This window comes from Marinobacter alexandrii, from assembly GCA_039984955.1.
GTDB lineage: Bacteria > Bacteroidota > Bacteroidia > Cytophagales > Cyclobacteriaceae > Ekhidna.
In genome coordinates, this window is the sequence record JBDWTN010000007.1 from 163459 (window position 1) to 189006 (window position 25548).

Genomic DNA, 25548 nt, shown 5'->3' on the forward strand with positions numbered 1-25548 from the left:
TAGACAAAAAAATACACCTGACTTAACACTATGAAGTGAAGCCAGGTGTACACCTAATTCGTTCGTAATTGAACAGTTTAATCTTTTTCTTTGGATACTTTTACTACTGATCTATAAATGAAAAATATGATCGCTGCGAAGATGATTAACCCTGGCCAACTAGAGGATTCTTCAAGAATTCTCATGGAGTTTGGATCACCTCCGGACTTCATTATTCCTACAGTCAATCCAGCACCAAGAATTCCCATTAGTGCTTCTCCAGTGATTAACCCAGAAGCTAGTAGTAATCCTGCATTATTTCCTCTTTCTACATTTTTATTACCCTTAGTAGCTTTGGTTAGAAAGTATGCCAGTACTCCTCCTACAAAGATTGATGAATCCAGCTCAAATGGAAGATATAGTCCTACGGCTACTGCCAAAACTGGCATTCTGAAATTAGATTCCTTAGATTTTAAGTACTGATCAATTAAGATGATAGCAACAGCAATTCCCGCTCCAACATATATGATATTCCATGGTAAGCCACCGCTAAAAATCCCTTGAGCAACACTCATCATCAATGTTGCCTGAGGAGCGGCAAGTGATTCTGGATGCTCAGGCGTAGGCGCTCCAATGCCGTTTCCAATTAATAGAATGTTTAGTACAAGTGGAATTACCAATGCTCCGGCTACCACTCCCACTACTTGCATTATTTGTTGCTTATATGGAGTAGCTCCCAATACATGCCCAGCTTTTAAGTCTTGCATATTATCTCCTGCAATAGCAGCCGCACAGCATACAACAGCTCCAATTAAAATCGCTCCAGCTGCACCTGACAACTCATTGCCAGTTCCCATTAAGGTCAGCAATAAAATAGAAGCGAATAGAATCGTTGCGATAGTTACTCCGGAAATTGGATTATTTGAGCTTCCTACTAAACCGGCCATATATCCAGCAACGGCAGCAAAAAGGAAACCAGCTACGACCATGATAAGTGTCATGGTGATACTTACGGTAACATCGCTAATTGCTGATAAGTAAATCATGAAAATGGGAACAACGAGTACTCCGATACCAATAAGTACCCAAGACATAGGCGTATCCATTTCTGTTCTTATCTGATCTCTCATTGAAGTCCCACCAGATTTGAATGCTTGAAGACCCGCCTTAAATGCTGTACCCAGTGAGTTTGCAAGGCTCATTAGAGCCCAAAGTCCTCCTACTACCATTGCTCCAACACCTAAGTATCTCATCTTAGCACTCCAGAGTGCTCCACCAATGTTATCTGCATTTACATCACTTACGCTCGTGAATTTACCCAACTCAACAAGTTCAGCAGCAACTGATTCAAACCCATTCGTACCTATATAAATAGGCATTCCAATCCACCATGTGATCACGCCTCCAAGGAATACTAAAAATGCAATATTAAGGCCTACAATGTAGCCTACTGCCACCAGAGCAGGTGATAGATTTAAACTGAAGTATCCATAAAATTTCTGGCCTACAAGAGTTGCTTTTTCAAAAAGTCCACTCCACAAATTGAATGTAGAATCTGCTAGTTTGAAAAGGCCTCCAAGTAACGAGCCCCAAACTAAATATTTCACGGACTTGCCTCCCTCTTCTCCTGTCTTTAATACTTCAGCTGTAGCAACTCCTTCTGGAAACTTCAAATTTTCCTCTACAATTAATGCTTTTCTAAGAGGTATGGTAAAGAGTATCCCTAAAACGCCTCCGCAAAGTGCGATTGCCATTGTTTCGAAATAATTAAACTCTTCCCAGTATCCCATAATAACAAGAGCCGGAATAGTGAAAATAACACCTGCTGCTAGAGATTCTCCAGCGGATGCTGCTGTCTGTACAAGGTTGTTCTCAAGTATGTTAGAGTTTTTGAATACTTTCAATAGCGCCATTGAAATTACTGCTGCAGGAATTGAGGCTGACACAGTTAGTCCTGCAAACAATCCGAAATAAGCATTGGCAGCAGAAAGCACCATTGATAAGACAGCACCAAGTAGTACAGCCTTAACAGTAATCTCTGGTAAACTTGTATTTGAATCAATATATGGTTTTTCCATTATGATAATTTTGGGTTAGGTTTTTAGTTGATCACTAACAAAAATGTCTATTTGCATCCATAAAACAAAAAAGGGTAGCTATTAGCTACCCTTATCTATTTCCATAGTTATTTGAAATCAATCATACTCTTGATCGCCACTGGACGTTGTACCTGTAACCTTGATACCTCCTCGACTAAGTACCAGTCGCTTTTCTCCAGATTTACTTCCTACTTCTAAGTCTCCTGAAGTTGCCGTTAGATCGAAGCTCAAATCATTCAGATCATTGACAAAATCAATTTCAATATTTCCTGAAGTAGCATTAAAATATGAGTTATCAGTTAACTCAATACCATAACCATCGATTTCGCCAGATGAAGTACGTGCTCTAAGGGCTCCAATTCCTTTTCTAAACTCTACATCACCTGAAGTTGCCTGAACTTCAATTTTTCCCTTAAATCCTGAAATAGTGATATCGCCAGAGCTGGCTCTTGTCTCAATATTTCCTTCGGTATTGTATAGTTTTTGATCGCCACTGGTTGATTCGATATCTGAATCACCTGTCAATCCATCTATTTCTATATCACCGCTGGAGGTCTCTACTTTCAGATTAGCAACGATACTTTTAAGTGTAATATCTCCGCTTGATGCTTCAATTCTTGACTCATTCGCACGCAGGTTTGCCACATTAACATCTCCCGACGAATTATCGATATCTAATTTCACTCCATCTGTAATAGTCAAATCAATTCTGGATTCGGTTATCCGATAGTTCTTCCAACCACGATCAGTTTTTCTGTCTACTTTAATTACTAAAGTAGATCCAACAATGTCTGTTTCAAACCTATAATCTCCTTCATCGCCATTACCTGTGATCTCTCCTTTAAAGTATACACGATCTCCAGTATTGACGTATACATCTACAAAAGATCCTTCGATTCTAACTTCGTTAACGTTTTCAGCTTCTAATTCAGCCTTGGCTAAAACATTTTGTGCGACTGACTCTAGAGAGATGAGTGCGAGAATTACAGCAATTGATTTCTTCATACAAATAATATGTTTTTATTAAAGATGAAGATTTTTCCAAATAGTTGCCTAGCCAATCTTGAATTTTTTCATAGCAGCTAACAAACGTAACCCTTCTTTCAGGTAAGGATCGTTTTTCAATTTTTCATCAATCTTATCTTTCTCCACTACTTCAGAATTATCAACAGCTGTTGCTAAATCATCTTCATCCGTACTTGTCGCAGCTTTACGAGTTTCCAGATTTAGAGAAACTGATTTTCTATTTCTACTTTCTTTCGCTTTTTCAATATCGCGAACTAGCTTTTGTAAATCAGGATCAGAGTTAAGATCACTTCTGTACAGGTCATTCAAATGATCTAAAAGTCCTTCCGTAATTGAGTTGGTTGGTGTAAAATTAGCACTGGCTATTTCATCCCATGGAAGTGCATTCTCCCTGCTTGCTTCGCCATAATCCTCCTGTGAATAAATAGATGGAAACTGAACATCCGGTGCTATGCCTACTCTTTGGTTACTGCTACCTGTAACCCTGTAAAATTTAGCCAGGGTCATCTTAATTTGTCCCAAGTTGAGTTCCGGATTTCTTATATACCTACTTAAATCAATCACATTCTGAACTGTCCCTTTCCCAAAAGTACTTTCACCAATGATCACACCTCTTTTATAATCTTGAATGGCTCCAGAAAATATCTCAGATGCAGATGCACTCCCTCTATTTACCATAACGGCAAGTGGTCCATCATAGAAAACTTTTCCGCCATCTTCATCATCCATCTTATCTACGGATTGATCATAATTTCTTACTTGAACCACTGGTCCATCTGGAATAAATAATCCGCTAAGCTCAATAGCTTCTTGGAGGGATCCTCCTCCATTAAATCTTAAGTCTATCATCAAACCGTCCATTCCCTGCTCCTCAAGCTCTTTGATCAATTTTTTAACATCTCTTGTTGTACTGCGATAGTCTTCCTTACCCGCTCTCAATTCTTCAAAATCTAAATAAAAACTTGGAACGGTAATTACCCCAAGGTTATAGGTTGTATTTCCCTCACTGATTGGAATCATCTCAGCTTTAGCAGCTTGCTGCTCTAAATTGATTTTATCTCGTACAAGTCTAAGCGTGTCTGGAAGCGCATTTACCCCTTCACTTGCCTTTAAAATTTGAAGCCTTACAACTGACCCTTTTGATCCTCGTATTTTTGCGACTACATCATCTAATCTCCAACCAATTACATCCAAGAATTCACCATCATCTCCTTGAGCAACACCAATTATTTTATCGTCTTTCTTAAGTCGCTTACTCTTATATGCCGGCCCTCCAGGGATGATGTCAGCCACTTGTGTGTAGTCGAGATTCTGCATTAGCCTTGCGCCAATTCCCTCCAAAGATAGGCTCATATCTATTTGAAAATTCTCTGCATCGGGTGGTGAGAAATAATCAGTATGTGGGTCATAGGCATTGGTATATGCATTCATATAACTCTGAAATACATCTTCACTATTATATTGATATATCGCTTTTTGAATTCGTTGATATCGTTTTTTTAAGCTTGTGGCAATATCATCCCATTCGCGTCCTGCGAGCTTATAGCTCAAAGCTTGGTTTTTGATTGTTTTCCTCCATATGTCCTCTTGTTCTTCACTTGAGGTTAACCAACCAGCATCTTCTCGATCAAAAACAAATATTTCTTCCTTCGAAAAATCAAATTCAGTCTCTAGTAAAATGAAGTAATAGTCTATTTGCGAAAGAACTCTTTTACGATAAATATCAAATACATCAAAAGCTAATTGCAAATCTCCTTCAGGTATTTTCTCATCTAGTTGATACCTATATTTTTCAAATTTCTCAACATCGGAAGCATAGAAATATGCTTTATTGGGATCAAGGGATTCGAAATAGTTATCGAAAATGACTGAAGAAATTGAATCAGAGAGTGGAAGTTTTCGGTAGTGAATTCTTTTTAAAAGATTTGTAATCACATAAGCCTCACTAGGGTGTTCTTCTTTAGGTTTCAATGTTTTGAGTGTATCCCCTTGAAATAAGGATTGAATTTCTTCACTATATCCACTAGAAACTCCGAAGGAAGTAAGTAGCACAAACCCTGCTATCAACAGAAACTTATTCATATGTATTATTTTAGACGTATTCTTTCAACGCAATATTTAATAGATTGATTTAAAAATAGTCGATTTTTTATGAGTGGTTCAAAGAGCAGGCCAAATCGTGTGTATTTAATAAAATTTAACAGGAATGAGAAAGTATGGTTATGGAATTCTAATGGTACTGATTGCCTTTGTACTTCTAGCCTTAATATTCTTTGCTTTCATCAAATCTGCGGATTTTGAAAATCGCTTAAATCAATCAGAAGTGGTTGCCAACAAATTAAAAGAAGAGGTGATCCGACTACAAGAAGTCGCTATCAATGCAGAGGCTAGTGCAAAAACTGCTGAGATGGAGACTTTAAGATGTACCAATGAAGCCAATCAGCTTCTAGAAGAACTTGCAAAATGTAAGAGTAAATAAAACCTAATATGAAAAAGAACATTGCAATATTTATCCTATTAGTGCTAACAGTAGTTTCATTTATATATGCCTCTATAAAAGCGGATGAAGCAGAAAAGGCTGCAGTAGCAGCTATAGTGGCTCAAGCTCAAGCAGAGAAGGAAAAAGAACGAGCTGACCACCAAGCAAGAATAGCATTGGATAATGCTGCTGACGCAAGATCAGTTCAAGCGGAACTGGAACAATGTAAAGCTAAGTAGCTCACCCTTTCAGGTGATTTTCGTTTTTCATTTCTTACGTCAGGTTTTTTCTTATTTATTTGAGATCAAATAAAATTGAATATGAAAAAGCGAGTGACTGGAATTGGTGGCATCTTTTTTAAAACTGAAGATCCTGAAAAAATGAAAACTTGGTATCATAAACATCTCGGAATTGAGTCTGATCAATATGGAGGTTTATTCAAGTGGCGTGATCATGATGATAAAGAGAAGGAATGTACTACAGCCTGGAGTCCATTTACAAAAGATACAAAATACTTTGGCCCAAGTACAAAAGAATACATGTTTAACTATCGTGTAGAGAATCTAGTAGAGCTTTTAGAAGAGTTGAAAAAGGAAGGAGTTGAAGTTGTGGGAAAAATAGAAGAATACGAATACGGAAAATTTGGTTGGATCATGGATCCAGAGGGAAGAAAAATTGAACTATGGGAACCCATAGATGGCCCGTTTTTGTAAACTACAAATGGAGCTTTTTATTCTTTATCAATCGGCTGTCCAAAACTTGAATAATCGTTATTAGCACTCCGATTAACACGGCCATAGGCACTACTTGATTCGTTAGATTTTGAACACCTTTAAGGTTTTCTAGTGCTGATGGTAAAAAGTAAGCGAATGTTGCATACCCAAATCCAAACATTATAACTATGCCTAGGGTCATCCATAAGTAAAGTCTTTTCTGACTTACTCTTTCCCTATTTCGTACAGCTTTTATTACTCGATCTTTAAAATCAGTCCCCAACTGAAATGATGGTTCTGTTTTTAAAGCCTGATCTACAATATCTTCAATGTTTTTCATGCCTGTAATCTGTTTTCAAATGGTCACATGGAATCACATACATTTTTATTCATCCTTAGTTTAAAATATTAAGGAAGAATAAAATTATACCTATTTCATGGCAATAGTGCTACCTCCTTTATAGCTTGTTCTTCAACAATTTTTTTCAACTTAAGCCTAGCTCGATGAATATAATTTTTCACCGTTCCTTCAGGCATACCTGTAACGTCAACTATCTCAGGGTATGAAAAGCCTTCTAAATAGAACAGCGTCAAAACAGTTTTATAATTGACTGGAAGCTGATCAACTAATTTGAGAATAAAAAGCTTCATATCATGTTCTTCAGTTATTGACTTTTGATCATCAATTGCAAATGCAATTTGATCAATATCTACCTGAACGATTTTTTTCTTTTTAGCAAAATTTAAAGCTGCTCTAAATGCGATTGTTGCAATCCATGTGGATAATTTAGAATCAAATTTAAATGTACTCAGTTTATCAAAAATTTTAACAAACACGTCTTGACAAAGCTCTTCCCTATCCATATCATCAGAAACTACACGCGCGATCATATGAACAACTAATCTTTCATACTTACTTATTAATAGTCTCATCGCAGAATCACTTCCACTTAAAACTTGCCGCGCCAGTTCCTTTTCATCCATTCAATACTATTAGTCAACTCAAGTCAACAAAATGTTGCAATAAAAAAATATTTTAATTTTCTGCAACATCTCAACAGATCAGTGCTGTCACACGAGTAAAGATGTTCAATTTTAAAATTTACGAATTATGGATGATTTTATACCAATAGTAGCCATTGTATCTGTTTTTGGTTCAACAATACTTTTCGTTTCAATACTTACGAACTATTCGCTTAAGAGAAAATTAATAGATAAGAATATGGTTAATCCAGAAGCAGCTAATCTATTTGGAAAGCACGAAAACAGGCAGAGTGCACTTAAATGGGGCTTAATAGTGCTGTTTGGAGGGCTAGGATTAATTATTATTGATGTAATGGGTCTTGATAATGACGATGCAATGCCTTACGGAATAGAAGCCGTGTGTATCGCAATAGGTTTCTTAATCTACTATGCACTTGTGAAAAAAGACTCTGATAGCTAGAAAGTAATGGCGCAACTCAAAGGTCAAAAACTCAAAATCTAATGCGTTGCGTCATTTTTTCAGATTTGAAAAAGTGAATCTCTTTTATTTACAGCTTATTATTTTTCATTTGTTCTTTAAACCTTTACTATACATCCTGTGTCAAAAGAAGCATGAAGTGGAAAATACTCATCAAACTTCTTTATTTAGTTGTCCTGTTTGCGGTAGCAGCATATAAATGGGATAAAGAATCTCAGCTTATAGATTCGGATCCTACTATAGACACCACTACGATCCAGCAAGCTTACCACGAAGCTTAATCAACTCATTTTCTTTCCGTATTGTAGAAGTTATATTTGCAGACCAAAATTCTGTTTAATAACTCACAAACTTTTACAAAAATGAAATTCAGACCTGGTGTATTGACTGGACAAGAGGTAACGGATCTTCTTGATTATGCCAATAAAAACGACTTTGCCATCCCTGCGGTAAATGTTACAAGTTCGAGTACTGTAAACGCTGTTATAGAAGCAGCAAGAGATATCCAATCACCAGTGATCATTCAGTTCTCCAATGGAGGGGCTGCTTTCATGGCTGGAAAAGGGCTTTCTAATGAAGGTCAAGCTGCAGCGATAGCTGGCGGAGTTGCTGGAGCTCATCATGTACACCAAATAGCTGAAGCTTATGGGGTAACAGTAATACTACATACCGACCATGCTGCAAGAAAATTACTCCCTTGGATTGATGGCCTCTTAGATGCCGGAGAAAAACATTTTCAGCAAACAGGAAAATCTCTTTATTCTTCTCATATGTTGGATCTTTCAGAAGAACCAATTGAGGATAATATTGGTACATGTGTTGAATACTTCAAGCGCATGGACAAAATGGGTATGACGCTGGAGATAGAACTAGGAGTTACTGGAGGTGAAGAAGATGGTGTTGACAATTCAGATATTGACAATTCTATGCTCTATACACAGCCAGAAGAAGTAGCGTATGCTTACGAAAAATTGAAAGAGGTAAGTGACAATTTCACAATTGCTGCTGCTTTTGGAAACGTTCACGGCGTATACAAACCAGGTAATGTGAAATTGACTCCTATAATCTTGAAAAACTCGCAGGATCATATTCAACAAAAACACAGCACTTCTGAAAACCCTGTAAACTTCGTTTTCCATGGTGGATCAGGCTCTTCCAGAGATGAAATTAGAGAAGCTATCACCTATGGGGCGATCAAAATGAACATTGATACAGATTTGCAATGGGCATACTGGGATGGTGTAAAAGGATATTACCAGAAGAATGAAGGGTATCTTCAAGGGCAGATTGGAAATCCAGAAGGAGATGATAAGCCTAATAAGAAGAACTATGATCCTCGTGTATGGATCAGAGAAGCTGAGAAAACATTTACTGAGCGATTGAAGTTGGCATTCGAAGATTTGAATTGTATAAACAGAAACGCTTAAGATAAAATGAAGAATATTTCAGTAATCGGCAGTGGCACAATGGGCAATGGTATTGCCCATGTATTTGCTCAAAGTGGCTATAATGTAGCGCTGATTGACATCAATGAAGCGGCTTTAGAAAAAGCTATAGCAACTGTTTCAAAGAATCTGGATCGAATGGTCCAGAAAGAGAAAATTTCATCTTCAGATAAAGAATCGACTCTCAATAACATTACAACTTTTACTTCTACAGAAGAAGGCATTAAGAATGCAGATTTAGTAGTAGAAGCGGCTACTGAGAACTTTGAGATAAAGAAGAAGATCTTTGAGGTGATGGATGCGAATGCTCCGGCCAATGCTATCTTATCAACCAATACTTCTTCCATTTCGATCACTAAGATTGCTGCCGCAACCAAGCGACCTGACAAGGTAATAGGAATGCACTTTATGAACCCTGTTCCAGTCATGAAGCTCATAGAAGTCATTCGAGGGTATGCTACTTCCAATGAAACTACTTCTACTATCATGGAAATGAGTAAGAATCTAGGAAAGGTTCCTGTGGAAGTCAATGACTACCCTGGGTTTGTAGCTAATAGAATTCTTATGCCTATGATCAACGAGGCGATCATTACACTACATGAGGGAGTTGCAGGTGTAGAAGAAATTGATACTGTCATGAAGCTAGGAATGGCCCACCCTATGGGACCACTTCATCTAGCTGATTTCATAGGTTTGGATGTATGTCTTTCAATCATGCATGTTCTGCATGAAGGATTCGGTAATCCAAAATACGCACCATGTCCTTTGTTAGTCAACATGGTTACAGCCGGGTATCTGGGAGCTAAGACAGGAGAAGGTTTTTACAAATACACTCCAGGTTCAAAAGAACTGATTGTGAGCAGTATGTTTAGCTAACAGAACTTAAAAGAAAAGAAAGGCAGCCCATGTAGCTGCCTTTTTTATTTAATCATCATCCTAAACCAATTAGGATATCTTTAAGCGAATTTGGAACTTACACTCCCTAAACTCACTTAAGATGAAAAATTTCAAATCATTGGTATGGCTAGCAGGAATGATGCTACTGATAGCTTGTACAAATCAAACAACAGAAGAAAAACCTATGAGACCGGATGCACCCGTTGCAGCAAAGGCTGATACCTTATTAAAAGAACATGGTCAAACACGAGTAGATCCATATTTTTGGATGAGATTGACAGATGATCAGAAAAACGCAGAAAAACCAGATGATCATACCAAAGAGGTGTTGGCATACTTAAATGCAGAAAATGACTATACAGAAAAGGTTCTCTCTCATACGGAGGGTCTTCAATCAAAACTCTATGATGAGATTATTGGACGAATAAAAAAAACCGATGAATCAGTACCCTATTTATCTAATGGTTATTGGTATTACACTCGCTATGAGGAAGGCGGGGAATATCCTATCTATTGTCGAAAGAAAGGGAGCCTGGATGCCCCCGAAGAGGTGATGATAAATGTCAACGAAATGGCCGAGGGATATGGATATTACGCCGCTTATCCTGCAGGTATATCAACAGACAATAAAATTTTGGCTATCGCTGAGGATACTTTAAGTAGAAGAATATATACCATAAGGTTTAAAAACTTAGAAACAGGAAAATTCCTTGAGGATCAAATTGAAAATACCTATGGAGGTGGCGCTTGGGCTAATGATAATGAAACCTTTTTCTATGGAACAAAAAACCCTGTGACACTGCTTCCTGAAAAAATCTACAAGCACAAATTGGGTGATGATACGAAGAATGACCCATTAATCTATCAGGAAGAGGATGATACATTTTATACTTATGTGTACAAAACAAAGTCAGACAAGTACATTGTTATTGGTAATTCCAGTACTCTGATAAATGATTATCAAATTCTGAAAGCCGACAATCCTAACGGAGACTTTAAGCAATTTATCCCAAGAGATCCTAAGGCACATGAATACAGTATTTCACATTTTCAAGACAAATTTTATGTGATGACCAACCGAGATGCTCCCAACTTTAAATTAATGGAAGTATCAGAAAACAATACTGCAGAGAAAAATTGGAAAGAGGTCATTCCTCACAGAAGTGATGTATTACTGGAAGGTTTAGAACTTTTCAATAATCATATGGTAGTCGATGAACGAAAAAATGGGCTAACCAATCTAAGAATCATTAACCAGACAACAGGAGATGAACATTATCTCGATTTTGGAGAACAAGCGTATAATACTTACACTTCCGTTAATGCTGAGTTTAATACAAACATTCTACGTTTTGGATATACATCCATGACTACTCCAAATTCTACCTTTGACTACAACATGGAGTCTCGTGAGAAGATCCTCCTGAAGCAACAAGAAGTAGTTGGAGGTCATAATCCAGAAGATTACGTTACAGAACGTCTTTGGGCGACAGCAAGAGATGGCGTTAAAGTTCCAATCTCATTGGTGTATAAAAAAGGCTTTGAGAAAAATGGAAAAGGTCCGCTACTTCAATATGGTTACGGTTCGTACGGATCTACCATAGATGCCAGTTTTAGTTCTGTTAGGTTAAGTCTTCTTGATCGTGGCTATGCTTTTGCAATAGCACATATCAGGGGCGGCCAATTGATGGGACGTCAGTGGTATGAAGATGGGAAAATGTTCAAGAAAATGAACACGTTTAATGATTTCATTGACTGTTCCAAATTTCTCATAGAAGAGAAGTACACGTCAGCTGACCACCTCTATGCTCAAGGTGGAAGTGCAGGCGGTCTTTTAATGGGTGCGGTTGTTAATCTTGCTCCAGAATTGTACAATGGTATACTGGCTGCAGTTCCTTTCGTGGATGTGGTTTCTACCATGTGGGATGAAAGTATACCGCTAACCACTGGAGAGTTTGACGAATGGGGTAACCCTAAGAATCTCGAATCTTATGAATATATGATGTCTTACTCACCATATGATCAAGTAAGTGCACAGGATTATCCTAATATGCTTGTGACTACTGGACTATTTGATTCTCAAGTACAATATTGGGAACCTGCTAAATGGGTTGCCAAGCTTAGAGACATGAAGACAGATCAGAATTTATTAATCCTTGATACCGATATGGAGGCGGGACATGGAGGAGCTTCAGGAAGATTTAAGAGATATAAGACAACTGCACTTCAGTATGCATTCCTGATGGATTTGGAAGGAATTAAAGAATAGTTTTTAAAGCGATATTCCTAAAAAAGCCTCGAAGTATTCGAGGCTTTTTTGTTTTATACTTTCTAAGTTTCACATCACTATTTATCTTACCAGTCAAACCTAACCTTATTTATTCATGAAATTAGAAATCAAGTATCAAAAGCGATACTCTCGAGGAGAGCTTTTGCTTAGATCAATTTTTGGAGGTATCTACATTGTACTACCTCATCTTTTCTTGTTAATTTTTGTCTCACTCTGGGGTTCAATACTCTCGGTTATTTCATTCTGGATAGTCCTGTTTACTGGCAAGTATCCACAGAGTTTTTTCGAGTTTCAGGAAGGGCTTTATCGCTGGAACCTTCGCTTAAATGCTAGAATCAGTAATTTATCTGATGACTATCCTGCTTTTGGTATCAATGGTAAAGATGAATACACCAGTTTGGAAATCCCATATCCTGAGCGTCTTAGCAGAGGCACTCTTCTATTGCGCTTTTTCTTGGGAGCCTTCTACGTAATACTACCTCATGCTTTTATGCTTTTCTTTAGAACCATTGCTTCTTCTGTATTACAATTTTTAGCCTGGTGGGTAGTCTTGTTTACAGCAGAATATCCTCAAAGTTGGCATGAATTCAATGTTGGAACCATTCGATGGGGAATGCGAGTTAATATCTACATGTCATTCATGACAGACGAATATCCTCCATTTTCTGGAAAACCATGAAAGAACAATATCATCCAATACCACAGCCAAGTGAGCTAAGTGACAGGGAAAAAGATGATGCAATGGGATCATACCTTATGATGTTTGCATCAATCGCTGTTGGGCTTCCTTTGCCTATCATTAACCTCATTGCGGCAGTTGTTTATTATTTCACAAACAGGTCGAAAGGTCTGTTTGTGCATTTTCATTCTTTGCAATCATTGATTAGTCAGCTCCCAACAACCGTCATCAATGCTATTGGAGTGTTTTGGGCCGTTCGTATTTATTTCTTTGACTGGGACCTTACTGATAATTTCAGAGGCTATGTAATCATGGCAATCATTTTTAATCTTGCTTATTTCGCATTTAGCATATTAGGTGCAGTGAAGGCACGAAAAGGACGCATGTATTACTTCCTTTTCTTTGGTAGACTCTCTTATGAGGCTGTATTTAAGATAAAGGAAATAGACGAAGGCAAGAATCAAAACTTACCTCCTAAATGAAAATATGGCGTGAGTTACTCATACTAGTTTTAGTCTTTGGATTAATCTGGTTAGCATTTACATGGCGACCACTTAGTCTTCCAGGAACAGATTTGAGACTTAGCAAAGATCGAGAAAAAGATTTGGCTGAGCTTATCATGGATGACCTGGAAGATGCTTATGAGTTCTATGACGATTCAGTCGTCAACAAGTTCATCACGCCTATTACGACCCGGCTCTTGGATTCTTTGAAGGATCAACAGTATGTATACAAGTTTCATCTCATAGAGAGTCCAGAAATCAATGCTTTCGCCACGATAGATGGGCATGTTTATGTTTTTTCGGGTCTTGTCAAGTTTGTAGATAACCCTGAACAACTTGCTGGTATTCTGGCTCATGAAATAGGCCATCATGAAAATGGGGACCTAGTGGATCGATTGATGAAGGAACTTGGACTCAGCGTGCTTGCAGCGGTGCTTACAGGTGGAGATGCTGTCATGATCTCTGAAATAAGCAAGCTATTGATCTCAAGCGGCTTTGATCGTAAACAAGAAAGAGAAGCGGATGATTTCGCCTACGAATTAATGGTAAAGTCCCAAATCAACCCGTCAAGGTTAGCACATTTCTTTACTAAACTTAAGGCTGAGGAAAAAACCTATCCAGATGATCTTGAAATTATCATGACTCATCCCAATTCTAAAAATCGAATTGAAGGAGCACTCTCATACCCTCTACCTGTAGAATTTGAGGAACGGAAATTTGATTTGGACTGGGAGCAGTTAATTGAGACCAATCTTTAATTACTTAAAAATACATTCCGCATTATCTATGGAAATCTGTACAACAGCTTCAGGAATCTTCTGATCACTGAATGTATTTTTCATGTCTTTGATGCGAATAAAAACAATGCCCGATTCTGTGATATCCTTCATGTTTTGTTCAGACATTTGATACGTGATATCATAACGTGTAATCTTACTTCCAAAATCTTTGATAATCTCAGGAGAAGAGCTTTCTATGGCATTCATACGGATTACTTCTCCATTTCCTGCACGCATCACCAATTCACTTCCTTTAGGGATTACTGTGTCAAGTTCACCATAGTCACCTACCTCGACCTGAAACTTGAAATCACTACCATTTCTAATGTATGAGAAGTAGTAGTAAGGTGTAGGCCCTGTTAATCGAGTCTTTACTGTTCGAATAATATCATCTGTGATCGGATCTTTTTCATTAACCACATACTTACAGATTTGAGCCGTGGAGCCAAGTCCCATTACAAATAGGGCAAAGAGTAATATTAATTTTAATCTCATAAATGGATGCTTAACACATTTGAACTACAACAATTCAAAAGTAGAAATCAAGTATCTTAATAAAAAAGCCTGAGAAACTTTGTGTGCTAACTTAATTTAAAAACTCTGGCCAGCCTATATCAAACCTCTTATTAGAAGGATTATGAATCAGTCAGCACCGTCAATGATCCCCGTGAAGGGCGTGATTTAATGCACTGAACAAACCCATTTATTGTTACATTCTCAGATTTGTATACTGCTATGCCAGAGCAATGTAAAAGTAATTCACTCAATTGAATGAACCTTTAATTACCGCTTCAAAATTCTCAAGTTGAACCTTATAAACGGAATTAATCACTACCATCAATCACTCTCTTGAAGAATAGACGTGTTATAAAAATGCCTTTACCATCATTTTGCCCTCCGCCAAGTCCTTTTGAGACACCAGCATCGCTTTCCACTCCGCTAGTTACAAAAGCAAGATCCCATCCCTCATCAATCAATTTGTTAATTTTTGATGTTATCAATGCATCATTAGAGGCGATGTTTTGAAAGTTAATCCCTGTTATACTGTAAAAATTTAGCAGTTTAGCTTCATTAAATTCATCAACCTTTAAATCCTTTCTATCTGCATCTAATTTGCTTTTCTTTCCGTCAGTTCTGTCAGCAGAAAAATCATCCACATTCAATTCAGAGCCTGTTTCGATAATTCTGGATCTACCAACCCCTCCTGGAACAATGGATTCAACAATTGTTACAACTTTAAATTCGATCCTATTTTGACCAAATGAAAAATTGACACATATCATAGATATGATAAAGAATTGAATAAGTGCTTTCATTTTGTACTTTTTAAATTATCTCTTATTCAATTTAATTCATAAAAAATGGTTTTGGTAATAAGTTGATTTAAAGCATTAAATAAAAAGCCACTCTAGTGCCTGATTGGAAGGCTCTATAGGTGAGTAATCTCCAATTGGACTACACTAATCTCAATACACATAATCCCTCTGAAACCTTCGATCTATTTATCTCATACTTCACAAGCATTACATACAATCCCTCGTGAAGCTGCGCTTTCAAACCAACTTCGTTGACTGTCAGTTGCTGTGGTTCTCAACCAAAAAAAACATAAAAAAACCCTGACATGTCTGTCAGGGTTTGAGAGCCTCCAGTCGGATTCGAACCAACGACCCGCGCATTACAAGTGCGCTGCTCTGGCCAACTGAGCTATGGAGGCTTAGCTTCTGCTTTTTTGCCTTGTTTGTGAGAAAGTTTGACTTCCAAGTGTGCTGCTCTGGTCGAAACGTCGAACCGCAACTAAACTATGGAGGCCTAGCTTCATCCTCTTACAAGGCTGAAAATCGGTTTGCAAAAATAGCAGTGTAGAGTTATTTCGCAAATCTATTTTTCAATTTTGTGCAGAAATTGCTACAAGTTGTAATTTCAGGTCTTCTAATTCACCTTTAGCCTTATCAATTCTTTCCTGCATATCCGCCTTTAACTTATCAGCAGTGGCAGATTTTGCGAAAAATTCCATGTTTGTGTTCCAAGTGGAAATATCATTCTCAATAGAAGAAATTTTTCGCTTGATAGAATGTTCCTTACGATTAAGTTTTTGCGCTCCACCTGGAGAATTTCTTAAACGTCCCATCGAGATATGATTTCTTAGATCTGTACGATCATCTTCATGAATTGCTTCATTAGAGAGTATCGCCTCTTTCACTTTATCAAATCGATTGTGAATTTTTTTGATGGTATTCTTAGGAACAAATCCTATCGCAGTATAATTATCAATCAAATCATACACATCATCTAGGTTAACCTCATCCCCCGCTCCTGCGGCCTCTAACTGATCACAAATCTTAAGTTTCAACTGAAGATTGTCTTCATATTCTTTGAATTGCTCTTTATTCTGATCCCTCCGTTTATTAAAAAAATGATCGCAAGCAGTTTTAAATTTCTTGTACGTTTCATTTCGAACCTTCTCAGGCACAGGACCTACATCTTTCCACTGAGCTTGCAAATGTTTAAACTTATCAGCGGTAGAGTTCCATTCTTCGTTATCCTTCAAAGCTTCAGCTTTTTCAATGAGCCCGTGCTTTTTAGCAAGGTTTTCTTCTCGTTTTGATTCTAGTTCTTTGAAAAACTGATTCTTATTGGCAAAGAATCCTTTGAATGCATTCCAAAATGCTTTATTGGTAGCTTTGGCATTCTCTCTTGGCACCCCTCCTATTGCTTCCCATTGCTTTTGCAATTCAAGAAGCCCTCTAGTTTGATCATTCCACTCCGTAATTCTATCCGAGCTAAACTTTGTAAACTCTTCCACTTGCTTGATCAGCTCTTCCTTCTTCAAGAGGTTGGCTTCAAACTCAACTTTGAGCCCTTCAAAATACTCCTTGCGACGTGAGTAAATCGCATCTGAAGCAGCCTTAAATCTTTGCCATAATGGCTCCTGATGCTCCTTAGGTACCGGACCTAGGTGCTTATATTCATCATGCAGCTCGTTCAACTGAATGATCGCCGTTTTCATGTCCTCAGTTTCACTCAGCGCTTCAGCCTTTTCACAAAGCTCCTCCTTCAACTTCAAGTTCTTCTTTCGATCCAGATCTTTCAGCTCGAAGTAAATACTTCGATTATCATAATATCTGTCAAGTAACGCATTGTAATTCGCCCAAAGCGTCTTATTCTGCGCTCCGGGAACAGGGCCCACTTTTTTCCATTCTGACTGAAGGTCCCGAACGGAATTGATGCTATTGGAAGATTCCTCACCATCTACGATCTGTCGCAATTCTTCGAGCAATCGCTCCTTCTTCTTGAGGTTATCTTCCTTTTGATTTTCTAAATCCTTATAATGCTTATTTCGCTTCGTTCTAAGCTGACCGAAAAGAGTGAAAAACTCCTTATCTATTTCATCTCCGTGATATTCAAATGAATCTGCTTCGTTTCCTTCGGAAACAAATTTCTGCAACGCTTCATTTTTAGAGATTTCATATAGCTCATCAAAGCGTGGTTTAATGGCTTTTAGCACTCGGTCGAGTGACCGAATGTTTTCTTCGTTTTTTATTTCTCGAATCTTCGAGACAATCTCATCTTTGGAAGCATGATCAAAATCGAGTTCTTCTTCTTGTGTATCTTCTTCGCTCGAACTGTCACTTTCTTCTTCTACTGAGTCATTTTCATCAGCCTCATTAACTCCTTCACTTGTTTCAACAGTAGCTTCTTGAGTTTCTTCAACTTTCTGTTTTTCAACAGTCTCAACAGCTACCGTCTCAGTCGTCACCTCCTCCTCAGTTTCACTTGGTTTGGGCTTCTCAGAAATGGCCTCTTGAGCAACTTCAATGTTATCCATTTCAGCCTTCTCATCAATCACTACCTCGGCTTCTATCTCCTCGACTTTTTCTACTTCCTCTACCTCACTTGATTCAGCAACAGTCTCTGGAGTTTCTTCTACTTTCTCTACTTCAGGACTCTCTTCAGATGCTACTTCAACAGGAGCTTCTTCTGATTTCGTTTCCACGATCTCCTCAGTGGCCTCTTCCCTATGTTCTTCTACTACTTCGGGTTGATTTTCATTACTTAATTCAGATTGGCTCTGAACTTCATCAGGAGTTTCGTTTTTGGTTTGATCCGAAACATCCTGCAATTTCTCTGCATTATCCATTATGGAAACTTTACTTTTCTCTAAGACACAAAACTAACCAAATACCCTAATTCAATCGGGGATCTTTTGGATAGTTAGACATGAGCCGGTATTTCCCACCCATGATTTTTAGACACGCTTTCCATAGGTCTTGGTTGTCCCAATCAAAAATCATTTCCGGCGTAGTGTTTTTTAAGACAATCCACGACTTAGCTTTCATCTCATCCATTAACTGACCTGGACCCCAACCAGAGTAGCCTATAAAAAATCTAACATCCGTTGGCTGAACACTTCGAGTATTCATCATTTCCGTAAGTTTATTGAAATCTCCACCCCAATAAACCCCATTAACCACTTCTCTGGATGAATCAATCAGCTTTTGTTCGCGATGGACGAAATGTAGAGTATCATGCTCTACCGGACCTCCTACAAATAGTTTTGCGGGATAGCTACCCACTTCATCTACTACTTCCTTCAAGCCCACATTTGCCTGATTATTGAGTACAAATCCAAATGTTCCATTTTCATCATGTTCACAAAGGAACACGACTGTACGTTCAAAGTTTGGATCAGGCAAATAGGGTTCAGAGATTAAAAGGTCTCCTTTCTCTGGCTTTATAAGTTTATCTGACGAAAAAAAATCCATACTAATGCAATGCGGGTCTTATGGGAAGTTCATCCAGAATGACTCCCTCCAATTGTTTCATTTCCTCCAACCGATCATACACCTCCTGTTCATCAAAGTAATTAAGCGCCATCTTCACAAATACCTCTCCATGTCTAGCCTCTGATGCCCAAAGTCGATGATAAAACTGTTTCAAACCTCCTTCCTCTAATGCTTCGTACACTAATCTAAAACGTTCTGCACCTCGTGTTTCTACCAATGATGCTAATAACAATCGATCCATGAAACGTTCTTCTCTTCCATCTCTACAGATTTTAATCAGCTTTTGCATATACATGTCTTTGGGTATTTCATGATTGAGTTGTAAGCCTCTCTGCTGCATGATATCATATACATCTCTAAAATGCTCCAGTTCTTCAACGGATGTATCAATGAGTTCAGGGATAATTTCTGTACGATTGGGATATTTAGCGACAAGACTCAATGCCATCCCTGAAGCTTTCCTTTCGCAATCGGCATGATCCTGAAGAAAGGAATCAAAATCTGCCATCACTGCTTCTACCCATTCTTTTTTTGAGTCTACTGTCAAGTCAATTCTAAACTTCATCTACCTTTGGATTACTAACTTTTAAATTCAACATAAGTTGTGTTTCAAAAGTAAACGGAAAGCTGAACATGAGAGAGGATATTGCTTCTATACGTAAAGAATACACTCAGGCAGAACTGGATGAACAATCTGTTTTGCAGAACCCGTTCGAACAATTTGAAAAATGGTTTCAGGAAGCATTAAATAGTGAGATAGTAGAACCTACAGCAATGATCCTTTCTACAGTCAACCCAGAAGGACAACCTTATCAGCGGACTGTACTACTTAAAACATTTAATGAAGATGGCTTTGTATTTTATACAAATTATGAAAGTAGAAAAGCAAGTCACTTGAATGAAAATCCGAAAGTATCACTACTGTTTCCCTGGTATTCTTTAGAGCGCCAAGTCGCCATTACTGGTGAAGTAAAAAAAGTATCTACTAAAGAATCTCTCAATTATTTCTTATCCAGACCTTCAGGAAGCCAGTTAGGCGCCTGGGTATCCAACCAAAGCGAGGTGATTACTTCCCGGAATATTTTAGAAACGAAGTTGGCTCAGATGAAACAAAAATTCAAGGATGGAAAGATTCCGCTTCCAGATCATTGGGGTGGATACCGCGTCATTCCCGATTCCATTGAGTTTTGGCAAGGGCGATCGAGTCGATTGCATGATCGCATCCTATTCGAACAAAGTGAAGGTAATTGGAACATTAGCCGACTTTCTCCCTGATGTCTATCTACCTAGAGCGGTATGCCTGGCCGCACAAACTCTTTCCTGATTATCAACCACCTGGTAACCTGTCTCTGATTGTGGTCATCCCCTGTTTTAAAGAACCAGATTTAATTGGCGCGCTAAACGCATTAAATGCATGCGATGAAACACATGGCCAGGTGCTTGTAATCGTTGTAGTGAATGAATCAGAAAATGCTACCAAGAAGGATCAAGCTGCCAATAAGAAAACACTGGATGATCTAAAAAACTATCAAAGCAAACTACCACTATTGATTTCACATCAAAAGCTGCCAAACAAAAAAGCAGGTGTAGGACTTGCTCGAAAAATAGGAATGGATGAGGCTGTACGAATCTTTCGAAGATCAGGCAATGACGGAGGAATCGTCTGCTTTGATGCAGACTGCCGTTGTGATGCAAACTATCTCGATGAAATAGAGCTTGCCTTTGCAAATCCTGGAACTCAAGCAGGAGTTGTTTTTTATGAGCATCAACTTCATGGTGTGAATCACGAATCAATCGTTGATTATGAATTGTATCTGCGATACTACATTGACGGGTTGAGACATACCGAGTTTCCATATGCTCATCAAACGTTAGGTTCATGTATTACCGTACGAACGTCAATGTATGAAAAAGTAGGCGGCATGAATACCCGAAAGGCTGGCGAAGATTTTTACTTTCTCAACAAAACTATTCCACATGGGAAGTTTGTAGAGATCAATAGCACCACAGTACGCCCTTCTGATAGGGTTTCTGATCGGGTTCCTTTCGGAACTGGAAAAGCCATAAATGATATGATCCATGCAACGGAAGACTATTCCGTCTATCACCCGAATATTTTTGAAGACCTTAAACTCTTCTTCAGTAAAGTGGAGTCTTTTTGGGAAGAAGATATCTGGAAAATCCCCATGACGCTCACTTCTTTTTTGGGTGATGATTGGGTAGATCAAATTAATGAGGTCAAGAAGCAGGTAAGCTCAAAGGAAGCATTTGTTAGACGTTTCTTTCACTGGTTTGACGCATTCAAGATCTTAAAGTTTGTTCATCTGGCTAGAGATGAATTCTATCAGAATGTAGAACTAGAGGAAGCTATTGAATGGCTGAGAGCAAAACATTTATTCCTGAAAGGCTCCAAAGAATCACTTTTGATCCAATTGCGGTATTTGGATAGAGAGACTGTTAGTTGGTAGTTCACAAGCACAAGCAGTTTTTGATTTTCCTTTTGAGACTCTCTCAAAAATGGTTTAGAATCCTCTATCTTAATCGGTTGAATCAAGTTGATAAAATATTATGGCTCCCTCCATTTCAAACATCCGTATCTATCCGATCAAATCATTGGATCCTGTGGAGCTGCAAGAAGTAGAAATTGGAGTGCACTCGCTAAAAAATGATCGCATCTTCGCCATGATTGCTGAAGATGGTAGGTATGTGAATGGCAAGCGTACAGGTAGAGTCAACCAATTGCATTCCAAGTTTGACCTAGACAATAAGTCTATCCAACTGACGGAAAGAGGTTTGAATAGCTGGGAGGTATTTGAACTTCGGGCTGATAATCTTGAACTCCAGTCATACCTGCAGGATTTCTTTGACATGAAACTTCGCCTGGAACATAATGAACAAGGAGAACTCCTGGATATCCCTCGAAATAGCAGCGTTACTGTTGTAAGTGAGGCTTCCCTCCTTTCTTTGCAGAAAGACTTTCCAACGTTAAGCATAGAAGACTTACGCTTACGTTTTCGAACGAACATTGAATTAACAGATGTAGATGCCTATTGGGAAGAACAGCTTTTCAATACTCCACAATCCGGCATTCGCTTTAGAATGGGTGAAGTAGAATGCATCGGCATGTCTCCCAGAGCAAGATGCAACGTCCCTCCTCGCAATCCTATGACAGGCGAAACCGACAAATCCTTTGTGAAAACCTTGATAAAAAGTAGGGCAGAAAACCTCCCCGAAGAAAGTACACTCGGTCAATTTGGTAATTTCTACCACCTTACCGTGGACACCTATCTTCCTCCCACCGAAACAGGAAAGATTTTGAAGACAGGCGACAAGGTTGAAATATTGGAGACTGTCCAATTTCAATAGGAGCTCACATAAAACGATGAACGGAAATTTTATAGATGCTTTTAGAGTTGCTTTCAAAAGCAGATTAGGTGATAAGAACCTGAAAACTCAATGGATTGAAACTGATTTTGGGAAAATCAGAGCGCTTGATACACAAGGGAATAAACCAGTAATCATTAATGTTCCAGATGGTCCAAATGTTATTGAACATCATGAGTATTTAATTGAGAAACTTTCTAAAGACTTTCGAGTAATTTGTTTTGAGTTTCCTGGGTTTGGCTTTTCATACCCTACATTAAAATATGACTACTCACTCGAAAAATCAGTCAGTCTGGTTTTAAATTTAATGAATATTTTAAGAGTGGAAGAAGCTGCTCTCTCATTTTCTTGTGGCAATGGGTTTTATGCAATTAAAGCCGCCCAAGTAGCCCCAGAACGATTCACTCATCTGTTTTTAGCTCAAACACCTTCCATACATTTAATGGAAAGCTGGGTATCTAACACCGTTCCTAAGATTTTAACAAAACCAATTCTAGGACAGTTGGCTAATGCATTTTTAGAAAAAAAATTCGCGAAAAACTGGTATAAGTATGCACTCCCCAAGGGTTCTGATATATCAGGTTATCAAAGTAAGGCTTTGAATTCTTTAAAAAAAGGCGGGTGTTTTTGCTTATCAGGGCTAGTTCAAGGATTGACTAAGGATAAGAATTCAGCACTCAAAACATTAGAAGTACCAGCAACTTTGGTATGGGGAAATAAGGACTTTACCCATCAGAAAACGAACAATAAGTCTATCCTTGAGCACTTACCTAATTGTGAGATAATAGAATTTAATGACTGTGGACATTTTCCTGAATTGGAAAATTCACACCATTATGTAAAACTTGTAAAAGAACGACTGTAAAACTGATGAGGATTTCTGAAGATTTCCAGTTTGAATAGTTGTTGATTAATGAAATCTCTTTTATTGGAAACATCACAAAATAACAACATAGCATCAACCCAGTTAACTCATCGGATCACCATTGCCTGGTCCATATCTGAGTGTGCATTGGGGGGTATCATGCATACTGTCCAGTCTCCCTTTACAGGATTGATCGTGGGGGGACTTTCTGTATTATTCATTGCACTGATCGCTTTTCATGCTGAGAAGCCTGCTACTGAAATCTTGAAATCTGTTGTATTCGTACTCGGCATAAAACTAGCCATCAGTCCACATGCACCTATAGGTGCTTTTTTCGCTGTTGCATTACAAGCTTCATTAGGAGCATTATTCTTTCATGTCATTCGAAACTTCACTATTGCAGCTTTGTTCACAGCCATTTTGAGTCTTGTCCTATCAGCAATTCAGAAGATCATCATCCTGACCATCTTGTTTGGTGTCAATTTTTGGGAGGCAATCGATCAATTTTCCAAAAGTCTGATAACCAGATTATCAATTTCAGAGATTGACTTTTCACTATCCAATTGGCTCATTTTCTCCTATATTGGTTTATATACCATCGGAGGATTGATCGTTGGCATCATCTCAACCAAACTCCCCTCTCTATTCCATCGCAATGCTAAACAGCTGGATGAACGCATTGCTTCATTTCCATCATTGAATCTTGAGCAGAAAACCACTCATTCTCCAAAGCGAAAATGGATCATGCTTCTTCTCATCATATTGGTTGTACTATTTATTCAAGTCCTATTCTTAAGCTATGAATCTGCGATCACACAACTAGTTAGAACTATCATCATCATTAGCGTTTGGTTGATCATTGCCCGTCCAGTCTTGGCTTGGGGTATGAAAAGAATCTTCCATGAAAAACAAGCCTCTTTGACCTCTGAAATTGAAGCAGTGCAAGTTCGCATACCTATATTGATCGGCTTTGGGCAGTTTGCATGGAAACATCGAAAACAAGGAAGCGGCTATCCATTTACCAACTTCATGACTCTTTATCTCTACTATGCCATCTACAAACTGTAGCATTTATATTCTCACTGGAGAAATCCAATCGGGAAAGTCTACCGCATTGTCTGAGTGGATTGATGACATAGAAAAGCAAGGAATGCGTGTAGGTGGGTTACTCAATCTTGTCATTGATTCTAAAAAATGGTTTCTGGACATTGCTTCCAAAGAACGTTGGTCCATGGAAAGGCTTCAAGAAAATGATAGTCCCATTAATGTAGGCAGATATATCTTTTCTGAAAAGGCCTTTGATCAAGCTAGAAAGACATTAAATGAAAGTAATGCACCTTACGATTACTTTATTGTGGATGAAATTGGGAAGCTAGAACTGAAAAACTTGGGACTTGAACCTGCGTTAAGTCATTTTCTTGAACATATCCAATCAGTATCTATTCAAAATCTTATTTTGGTCGTGCGAGATTCCCTAGTTGATGAGGTATTGGAAAAATATAAGCTACCAATAAAAGCAATTCTGGAAAAAGAAGATGTACCCAGTTTATAATTAGAAAATCTTGACCTTTTCAAAATTGATTGGCGGAACATCAGGGTTCGACAATCGTTTATCTGGTTTTACAAATAATCCATAATATTTATGAAGCATTCTATTATCCTCATACTGGGTCTATTTTTTGGATCTACATCTTATATCAACGCTCAAACCTCACAAGACTCTTTGGACATTAAGCAAGTCGCCCTAGACTACATTGAATCACAACATAATGTGAAACCTGAACAATTTGAGCGGGCAGCTCACCCAAGAATGGTCAAAAGAACTTTTTGGACAAATAAAAAGGCTAAAAAAGAATACCTAAGAGAGACATTTAAAGATGGTATGGTTCTTTTAGCAGCGACTTACAATGAGAATGGAGACAAGTTTCCAGAGAACCCGAAGAAGGACGTAATCATACTTGATGTTTATGATAAAGTAGCTTCTGTGAAGCTCATAGCCGATGATTGGATCGACTATATGCACATCGTGAAATTGAATGGCAAATGGCAAATCGTAAATGTGCTTTGGCAGTTTAATGATTCAGAAGATCATTAATTTAAAGTCAAATCAAACAAACTCTTCAATCAAAGTAATAGTAGTTCGCACTAGAGTTCAGTAATTGGA

At 38.2% G+C, this 25548-nt stretch carries 28 protein-coding genes and 1 tRNA gene; 18 read left to right on the plus strand and 11 right to left on the minus strand.

Annotation, left to right across the window (positions count from 1 at the left end; genetic code table 11):
* Window positions 1-77: 77 nt before the first annotated feature.
* The 3 genes from ABJQ32_07035 to ABJQ32_07045 form a co-directional block, all read right to left on the minus strand.
* On the minus strand, window positions 78-2057 hold the full coding sequence (locus ABJQ32_07035) for an oligopeptide transporter, OPT family (protein ID MEP5289388.1): 1980 nt from the start codon (window positions 2055-2057) through the stop codon (window positions 78-80).
* Between the two features lie 117 nt (window positions 2058-2174).
* On the minus strand, window positions 2175-3083 hold the full coding sequence (locus ABJQ32_07040) for a DUF4097 family beta strand repeat-containing protein (protein MEP5289389.1): 909 nt from the start codon (window positions 3081-3083) through the stop codon (window positions 2175-2177).
* Between the two features lie 48 nt (window positions 3084-3131).
* Window positions 3132-5186, minus strand: a complete 2055-nt coding sequence (locus tag ABJQ32_07045) for a carboxy terminal-processing peptidase (GenBank protein MEP5289390.1) — start codon at window positions 5184-5186, stop codon at window positions 3132-3134.
* 124 nt (window positions 5187-5310) lie between these two features.
* On the opposite strand from ABJQ32_07045, the gene ABJQ32_07050 reads away from it, so the two are divergent.
* The 3 genes from ABJQ32_07050 (at window position 5311) to ABJQ32_07060 (ending at window position 6296) form a co-directional block, all read left to right on the plus strand.
* Complete coding sequence (locus ABJQ32_07050) at window positions 5311-5583, plus strand: hypothetical protein (protein MEP5289391.1); 273 nt, start codon at window positions 5311-5313, stop codon at window positions 5581-5583.
* Window positions 5584-5591: 8 nt separating this feature from the next.
* Complete coding sequence (locus ABJQ32_07055; protein ID MEP5289392.1) at window positions 5592-5822, plus strand: hypothetical protein; 231 nt, start codon at window positions 5592-5594, stop codon at window positions 5820-5822.
* A gap of 81 nt (window positions 5823-5903) precedes the next feature.
* On the plus strand, window positions 5904-6296 hold the full coding sequence (locus ABJQ32_07060) for a VOC family protein (protein MEP5289393.1): 393 nt from the start codon (window positions 5904-5906) through the stop codon (window positions 6294-6296).
* Between the two features lies 1 nt (window position 6297).
* Here the strand turns inward: ABJQ32_07060 and ABJQ32_07065 are convergent, their stop codons facing one another.
* On the minus strand, window positions 6298-6636 hold the full coding sequence (locus ABJQ32_07065; GenBank protein MEP5289394.1) for a hypothetical protein: 339 nt from the start codon (window positions 6634-6636) through the stop codon (window positions 6298-6300).
* A gap of 95 nt (window positions 6637-6731) precedes the next feature.
* Window positions 6732-7280 carry a sigma-70 family RNA polymerase sigma factor gene (locus tag ABJQ32_07070; GenBank protein ID MEP5289395.1) on the minus strand — a complete coding sequence of 183 codons (549 nt, stop codon included), beginning with the start codon at window positions 7278-7280 and terminating at the stop codon, window positions 6732-6734.
* A 127-nt stretch (window positions 7281-7407) separates the two neighbouring features.
* On the opposite strand from ABJQ32_07070, the gene ABJQ32_07075 reads away from it, so the two are divergent.
* The 8 genes from ABJQ32_07075 to ABJQ32_07110 all read left to right on the plus strand — a co-directional run bounded on the left by ABJQ32_07075 (window position 7408) and on the right by ABJQ32_07110 (window position 14330).
* Entirely contained in the window at window positions 7408-7740 is a 333-nt protein-coding gene (locus ABJQ32_07075) for a DUF6249 domain-containing protein (protein ID MEP5289396.1), read from the plus strand.
* A 152-nt stretch (window positions 7741-7892) separates the two neighbouring features.
* Entirely contained in the window at window positions 7893-8039 is a 147-nt protein-coding gene (locus ABJQ32_07080; protein MEP5289397.1) for a hypothetical protein, read from the plus strand.
* An 81-nt stretch (window positions 8040-8120) separates the two neighbouring features.
* The gene (gene fbaA, locus ABJQ32_07085; protein MEP5289398.1) at window positions 8121-9185 is read left to right on the plus strand and encodes a class II fructose-bisphosphate aldolase; all 1065 of its coding nucleotides are present in this window, start codon (window positions 8121-8123) and stop codon (window positions 9183-9185) included.
* Between the two features lie 6 nt (window positions 9186-9191).
* Complete coding sequence (locus ABJQ32_07090) at window positions 9192-10079, plus strand: 3-hydroxybutyryl-CoA dehydrogenase (GenBank protein ID MEP5289399.1); 888 nt, start codon at window positions 9192-9194, stop codon at window positions 10077-10079.
* 121 nt (window positions 10080-10200) lie between these two features.
* Window positions 10201-12369, plus strand: coding sequence for a S9 family peptidase (locus ABJQ32_07095; GenBank protein ID MEP5289400.1), 2169 nt, complete (start codon window positions 10201-10203; stop codon window positions 12367-12369).
* Between the two features lie 115 nt (window positions 12370-12484).
* A complete protein-coding gene (locus ABJQ32_07100; GenBank protein ID MEP5289401.1) occupies window positions 12485-13069 on the plus strand; it encodes a DUF4389 domain-containing protein in 585 nt (194 codons plus the stop codon).
* A complete protein-coding gene (locus ABJQ32_07105) occupies window positions 13066-13551 on the plus strand; it encodes a DUF4870 domain-containing protein (protein ID MEP5289402.1) in 486 nt (161 codons plus the stop codon). Before ABJQ32_07100 ends, ABJQ32_07105 begins: the two co-directional genes overlap by 4 nt.
* On the plus strand, window positions 13548-14330 hold the full coding sequence (locus ABJQ32_07110) for a M48 family metallopeptidase (protein MEP5289403.1): 783 nt from the start codon (window positions 13548-13550) through the stop codon (window positions 14328-14330). Before ABJQ32_07105 ends, ABJQ32_07110 begins: the two co-directional genes overlap by 4 nt.
* On the opposite strand, the gene ABJQ32_07115 is transcribed toward ABJQ32_07110, so the two are convergent.
* The 6 genes from ABJQ32_07115 to ABJQ32_07140 all read right to left on the minus strand — a co-directional run bounded on the left by ABJQ32_07115 (window position 14331) and on the right by ABJQ32_07140 (window position 19700).
* A complete protein-coding gene (locus tag ABJQ32_07115; protein ID MEP5289404.1) occupies window positions 14331-14846 on the minus strand; it encodes a hypothetical protein in 516 nt (171 codons plus the stop codon). It abuts the gene before it with no gap.
* Window positions 14847-15175: 329 nt separating this feature from the next.
* The gene (locus ABJQ32_07120) at window positions 15176-15667 is read right to left on the minus strand and encodes a hypothetical protein (GenBank protein MEP5289405.1); all 492 of its coding nucleotides are present in this window, start codon (window positions 15665-15667) and stop codon (window positions 15176-15178) included.
* Between the two features lie 324 nt (window positions 15668-15991).
* A tRNA-Thr gene (locus ABJQ32_07125) sits at window positions 15992-16065 on the minus strand.
* Window positions 16066-16236: 171 nt separating this feature from the next.
* The gene (locus ABJQ32_07130) at window positions 16237-18489 is read right to left on the minus strand and encodes a DUF349 domain-containing protein (protein MEP5289406.1); all 2253 of its coding nucleotides are present in this window, start codon (window positions 18487-18489) and stop codon (window positions 16237-16239) included.
* Between the two features lie 46 nt (window positions 18490-18535).
* Window positions 18536-19114 carry a YqgE/AlgH family protein gene (locus ABJQ32_07135; GenBank protein MEP5289407.1) on the minus strand — a complete coding sequence of 193 codons (579 nt, stop codon included), beginning with the start codon at window positions 19112-19114 and terminating at the stop codon, window positions 18536-18538.
* Window position 19115: 1 nt separating this feature from the next.
* Window positions 19116-19700: a tRNA-(ms[2]io[6]A)-hydroxylase gene (locus tag ABJQ32_07140; GenBank protein ID MEP5289408.1), complete on the minus strand. Its 585-nt coding sequence runs from the start codon at window positions 19698-19700 to the stop codon at window positions 19116-19118.
* 68 nt (window positions 19701-19768) lie between these two features.
* On the opposite strand from ABJQ32_07140, the gene pdxH reads away from it, so the two are divergent.
* The 7 genes from pdxH to ABJQ32_07175 all read left to right on the plus strand — a co-directional run bounded on the left by pdxH (window position 19769) and on the right by ABJQ32_07175 (window position 25479).
* Window positions 19769-20410, plus strand: coding sequence for a pyridoxamine 5'-phosphate oxidase (gene pdxH, locus ABJQ32_07145; GenBank protein MEP5289409.1), 642 nt, complete (start codon window positions 19769-19771; stop codon window positions 20408-20410).
* On the plus strand, window positions 20410-21603 hold the full coding sequence (locus ABJQ32_07150; GenBank protein MEP5289410.1) for a hypothetical protein: 1194 nt from the start codon (window positions 20410-20412) through the stop codon (window positions 21601-21603). The genes pdxH and ABJQ32_07150 overlap by 1 nt, the downstream gene beginning before the upstream one ends.
* A 100-nt stretch (window positions 21604-21703) precedes the next feature.
* On the plus strand, window positions 21704-22501 hold the full coding sequence (locus ABJQ32_07155) for an MOSC N-terminal beta barrel domain-containing protein (protein MEP5289411.1): 798 nt from the start codon (window positions 21704-21706) through the stop codon (window positions 22499-22501).
* 16 nt (window positions 22502-22517) lie between these two features.
* A complete protein-coding gene (locus tag ABJQ32_07160) occupies window positions 22518-23384 on the plus strand; it encodes an alpha/beta hydrolase (protein MEP5289412.1) in 867 nt (288 codons plus the stop codon).
* 48 nt (window positions 23385-23432) lie between these two features.
* A complete protein-coding gene (locus ABJQ32_07165; GenBank protein ID MEP5289413.1) occupies window positions 23433-24452 on the plus strand; it encodes a hypothetical protein in 1020 nt (339 codons plus the stop codon).
* Window positions 24433-24936: a nucleoside-triphosphatase gene (locus ABJQ32_07170; protein MEP5289414.1), complete on the plus strand. Its 504-nt coding sequence runs from the start codon at window positions 24433-24435 to the stop codon at window positions 24934-24936. Before ABJQ32_07165 ends, ABJQ32_07170 begins: the two co-directional genes overlap by 20 nt.
* A 90-nt stretch (window positions 24937-25026) precedes the next feature.
* A complete protein-coding gene (locus tag ABJQ32_07175; protein MEP5289415.1) occupies window positions 25027-25479 on the plus strand; it encodes a nuclear transport factor 2 family protein in 453 nt (150 codons plus the stop codon).
* The last annotated feature ends 69 nt before the right edge of the window (window positions 25480-25548 follow it).

Bases quoted from the DNA above. Each gene is read 5' to 3' on its own strand.
- ABJQ32_07035 (MEP5289388.1), bottom strand. From the start codon at position 2,057: ATGGAAAAACCATATATTGATTCAAATACAAGTTTACCAGAGATTACT.
- ABJQ32_07040 (MEP5289389.1), bottom strand. From the start codon at position 3,083: ATGAAGAAATCAATTGCTGTAATTCTCGCACTCATCTCTCTAGAGTCA.
- ABJQ32_07045 (MEP5289390.1), bottom strand. From the start codon at position 5,186: ATGAATAAGTTTCTGTTGATAGCAGGGTTTGTGCTACTTACTTCCTTC.
- ABJQ32_07050 (MEP5289391.1), top strand. From the start codon at position 5,311: ATGAGAAAGTATGGTTATGGAATTCTAATGGTACTGATTGCCTTTGTA.
- ABJQ32_07055 (MEP5289392.1), top strand. From the start codon at position 5,592: ATGAAAAAGAACATTGCAATATTTATCCTATTAGTGCTAACAGTAGTT.
- ABJQ32_07060 (MEP5289393.1), top strand. From the start codon at position 5,904: ATGAAAAAGCGAGTGACTGGAATTGGTGGCATCTTTTTTAAAACTGAA.
- ABJQ32_07065 (MEP5289394.1), bottom strand. From the start codon at position 6,636: ATGAAAAACATTGAAGATATTGTAGATCAGGCTTTAAAAACAGAACCA.
- ABJQ32_07070 (MEP5289395.1), bottom strand. From the start codon at position 7,280: ATGGATGAAAAGGAACTGGCGCGGCAAGTTTTAAGTGGAAGTGATTCT.
- ABJQ32_07075 (MEP5289396.1), top strand. From the start codon at position 7,408: ATGGATGATTTTATACCAATAGTAGCCATTGTATCTGTTTTTGGTTCA.
- ABJQ32_07080 (MEP5289397.1), top strand. From the start codon at position 7,893: ATGAAGTGGAAAATACTCATCAAACTTCTTTATTTAGTTGTCCTGTTT.
- fbaA (MEP5289398.1), top strand. From the start codon at position 8,121: ATGAAATTCAGACCTGGTGTATTGACTGGACAAGAGGTAACGGATCTT.
- ABJQ32_07090 (MEP5289399.1), top strand. From the start codon at position 9,192: ATGAAGAATATTTCAGTAATCGGCAGTGGCACAATGGGCAATGGTATT.
- ABJQ32_07095 (MEP5289400.1), top strand. From the start codon at position 10,201: ATGAAAAATTTCAAATCATTGGTATGGCTAGCAGGAATGATGCTACTG.
- ABJQ32_07100 (MEP5289401.1), top strand. From the start codon at position 12,485: ATGAAATTAGAAATCAAGTATCAAAAGCGATACTCTCGAGGAGAGCTT.
- ABJQ32_07105 (MEP5289402.1), top strand. From the start codon at position 13,066: ATGAAAGAACAATATCATCCAATACCACAGCCAAGTGAGCTAAGTGAC.
- ABJQ32_07110 (MEP5289403.1), top strand. From the start codon at position 13,548: ATGAAAATATGGCGTGAGTTACTCATACTAGTTTTAGTCTTTGGATTA.
- ABJQ32_07115 (MEP5289404.1), bottom strand. From the start codon at position 14,846: ATGAGATTAAAATTAATATTACTCTTTGCCCTATTTGTAATGGGACTT.
- ABJQ32_07120 (MEP5289405.1), bottom strand. From the start codon at position 15,667: ATGAAAGCACTTATTCAATTCTTTATCATATCTATGATATGTGTCAAT.
- ABJQ32_07130 (MEP5289406.1), bottom strand. From the start codon at position 18,489: ATGGATAATGCAGAGAAATTGCAGGATGTTTCGGATCAAACCAAAAAC.
- ABJQ32_07135 (MEP5289407.1), bottom strand. From the start codon at position 19,114: ATGGATTTTTTTTCGTCAGATAAACTTATAAAGCCAGAGAAAGGAGAC.
- ABJQ32_07140 (MEP5289408.1), bottom strand. From the start codon at position 19,700: ATGAAGTTTAGAATTGACTTGACAGTAGACTCAAAAAAAGAATGGGTA.
- pdxH (MEP5289409.1), top strand. From the start codon at position 19,769: ATGAGAGAGGATATTGCTTCTATACGTAAAGAATACACTCAGGCAGAA.
- ABJQ32_07150 (MEP5289410.1), top strand. From the start codon at position 20,410: ATGTCTATCTACCTAGAGCGGTATGCCTGGCCGCACAAACTCTTTCCT.
- ABJQ32_07155 (MEP5289411.1), top strand. From the start codon at position 21,704: ATGGCTCCCTCCATTTCAAACATCCGTATCTATCCGATCAAATCATTG.
- ABJQ32_07160 (MEP5289412.1), top strand. From the start codon at position 22,518: ATGAACGGAAATTTTATAGATGCTTTTAGAGTTGCTTTCAAAAGCAGA.
- ABJQ32_07165 (MEP5289413.1), top strand. From the start codon at position 23,433: ATGAAATCTCTTTTATTGGAAACATCACAAAATAACAACATAGCATCA.
- ABJQ32_07170 (MEP5289414.1), top strand. From the start codon at position 24,433: ATGCCATCTACAAACTGTAGCATTTATATTCTCACTGGAGAAATCCAA.
- ABJQ32_07175 (MEP5289415.1), top strand. From the start codon at position 25,027: ATGAAGCATTCTATTATCCTCATACTGGGTCTATTTTTTGGATCTACA.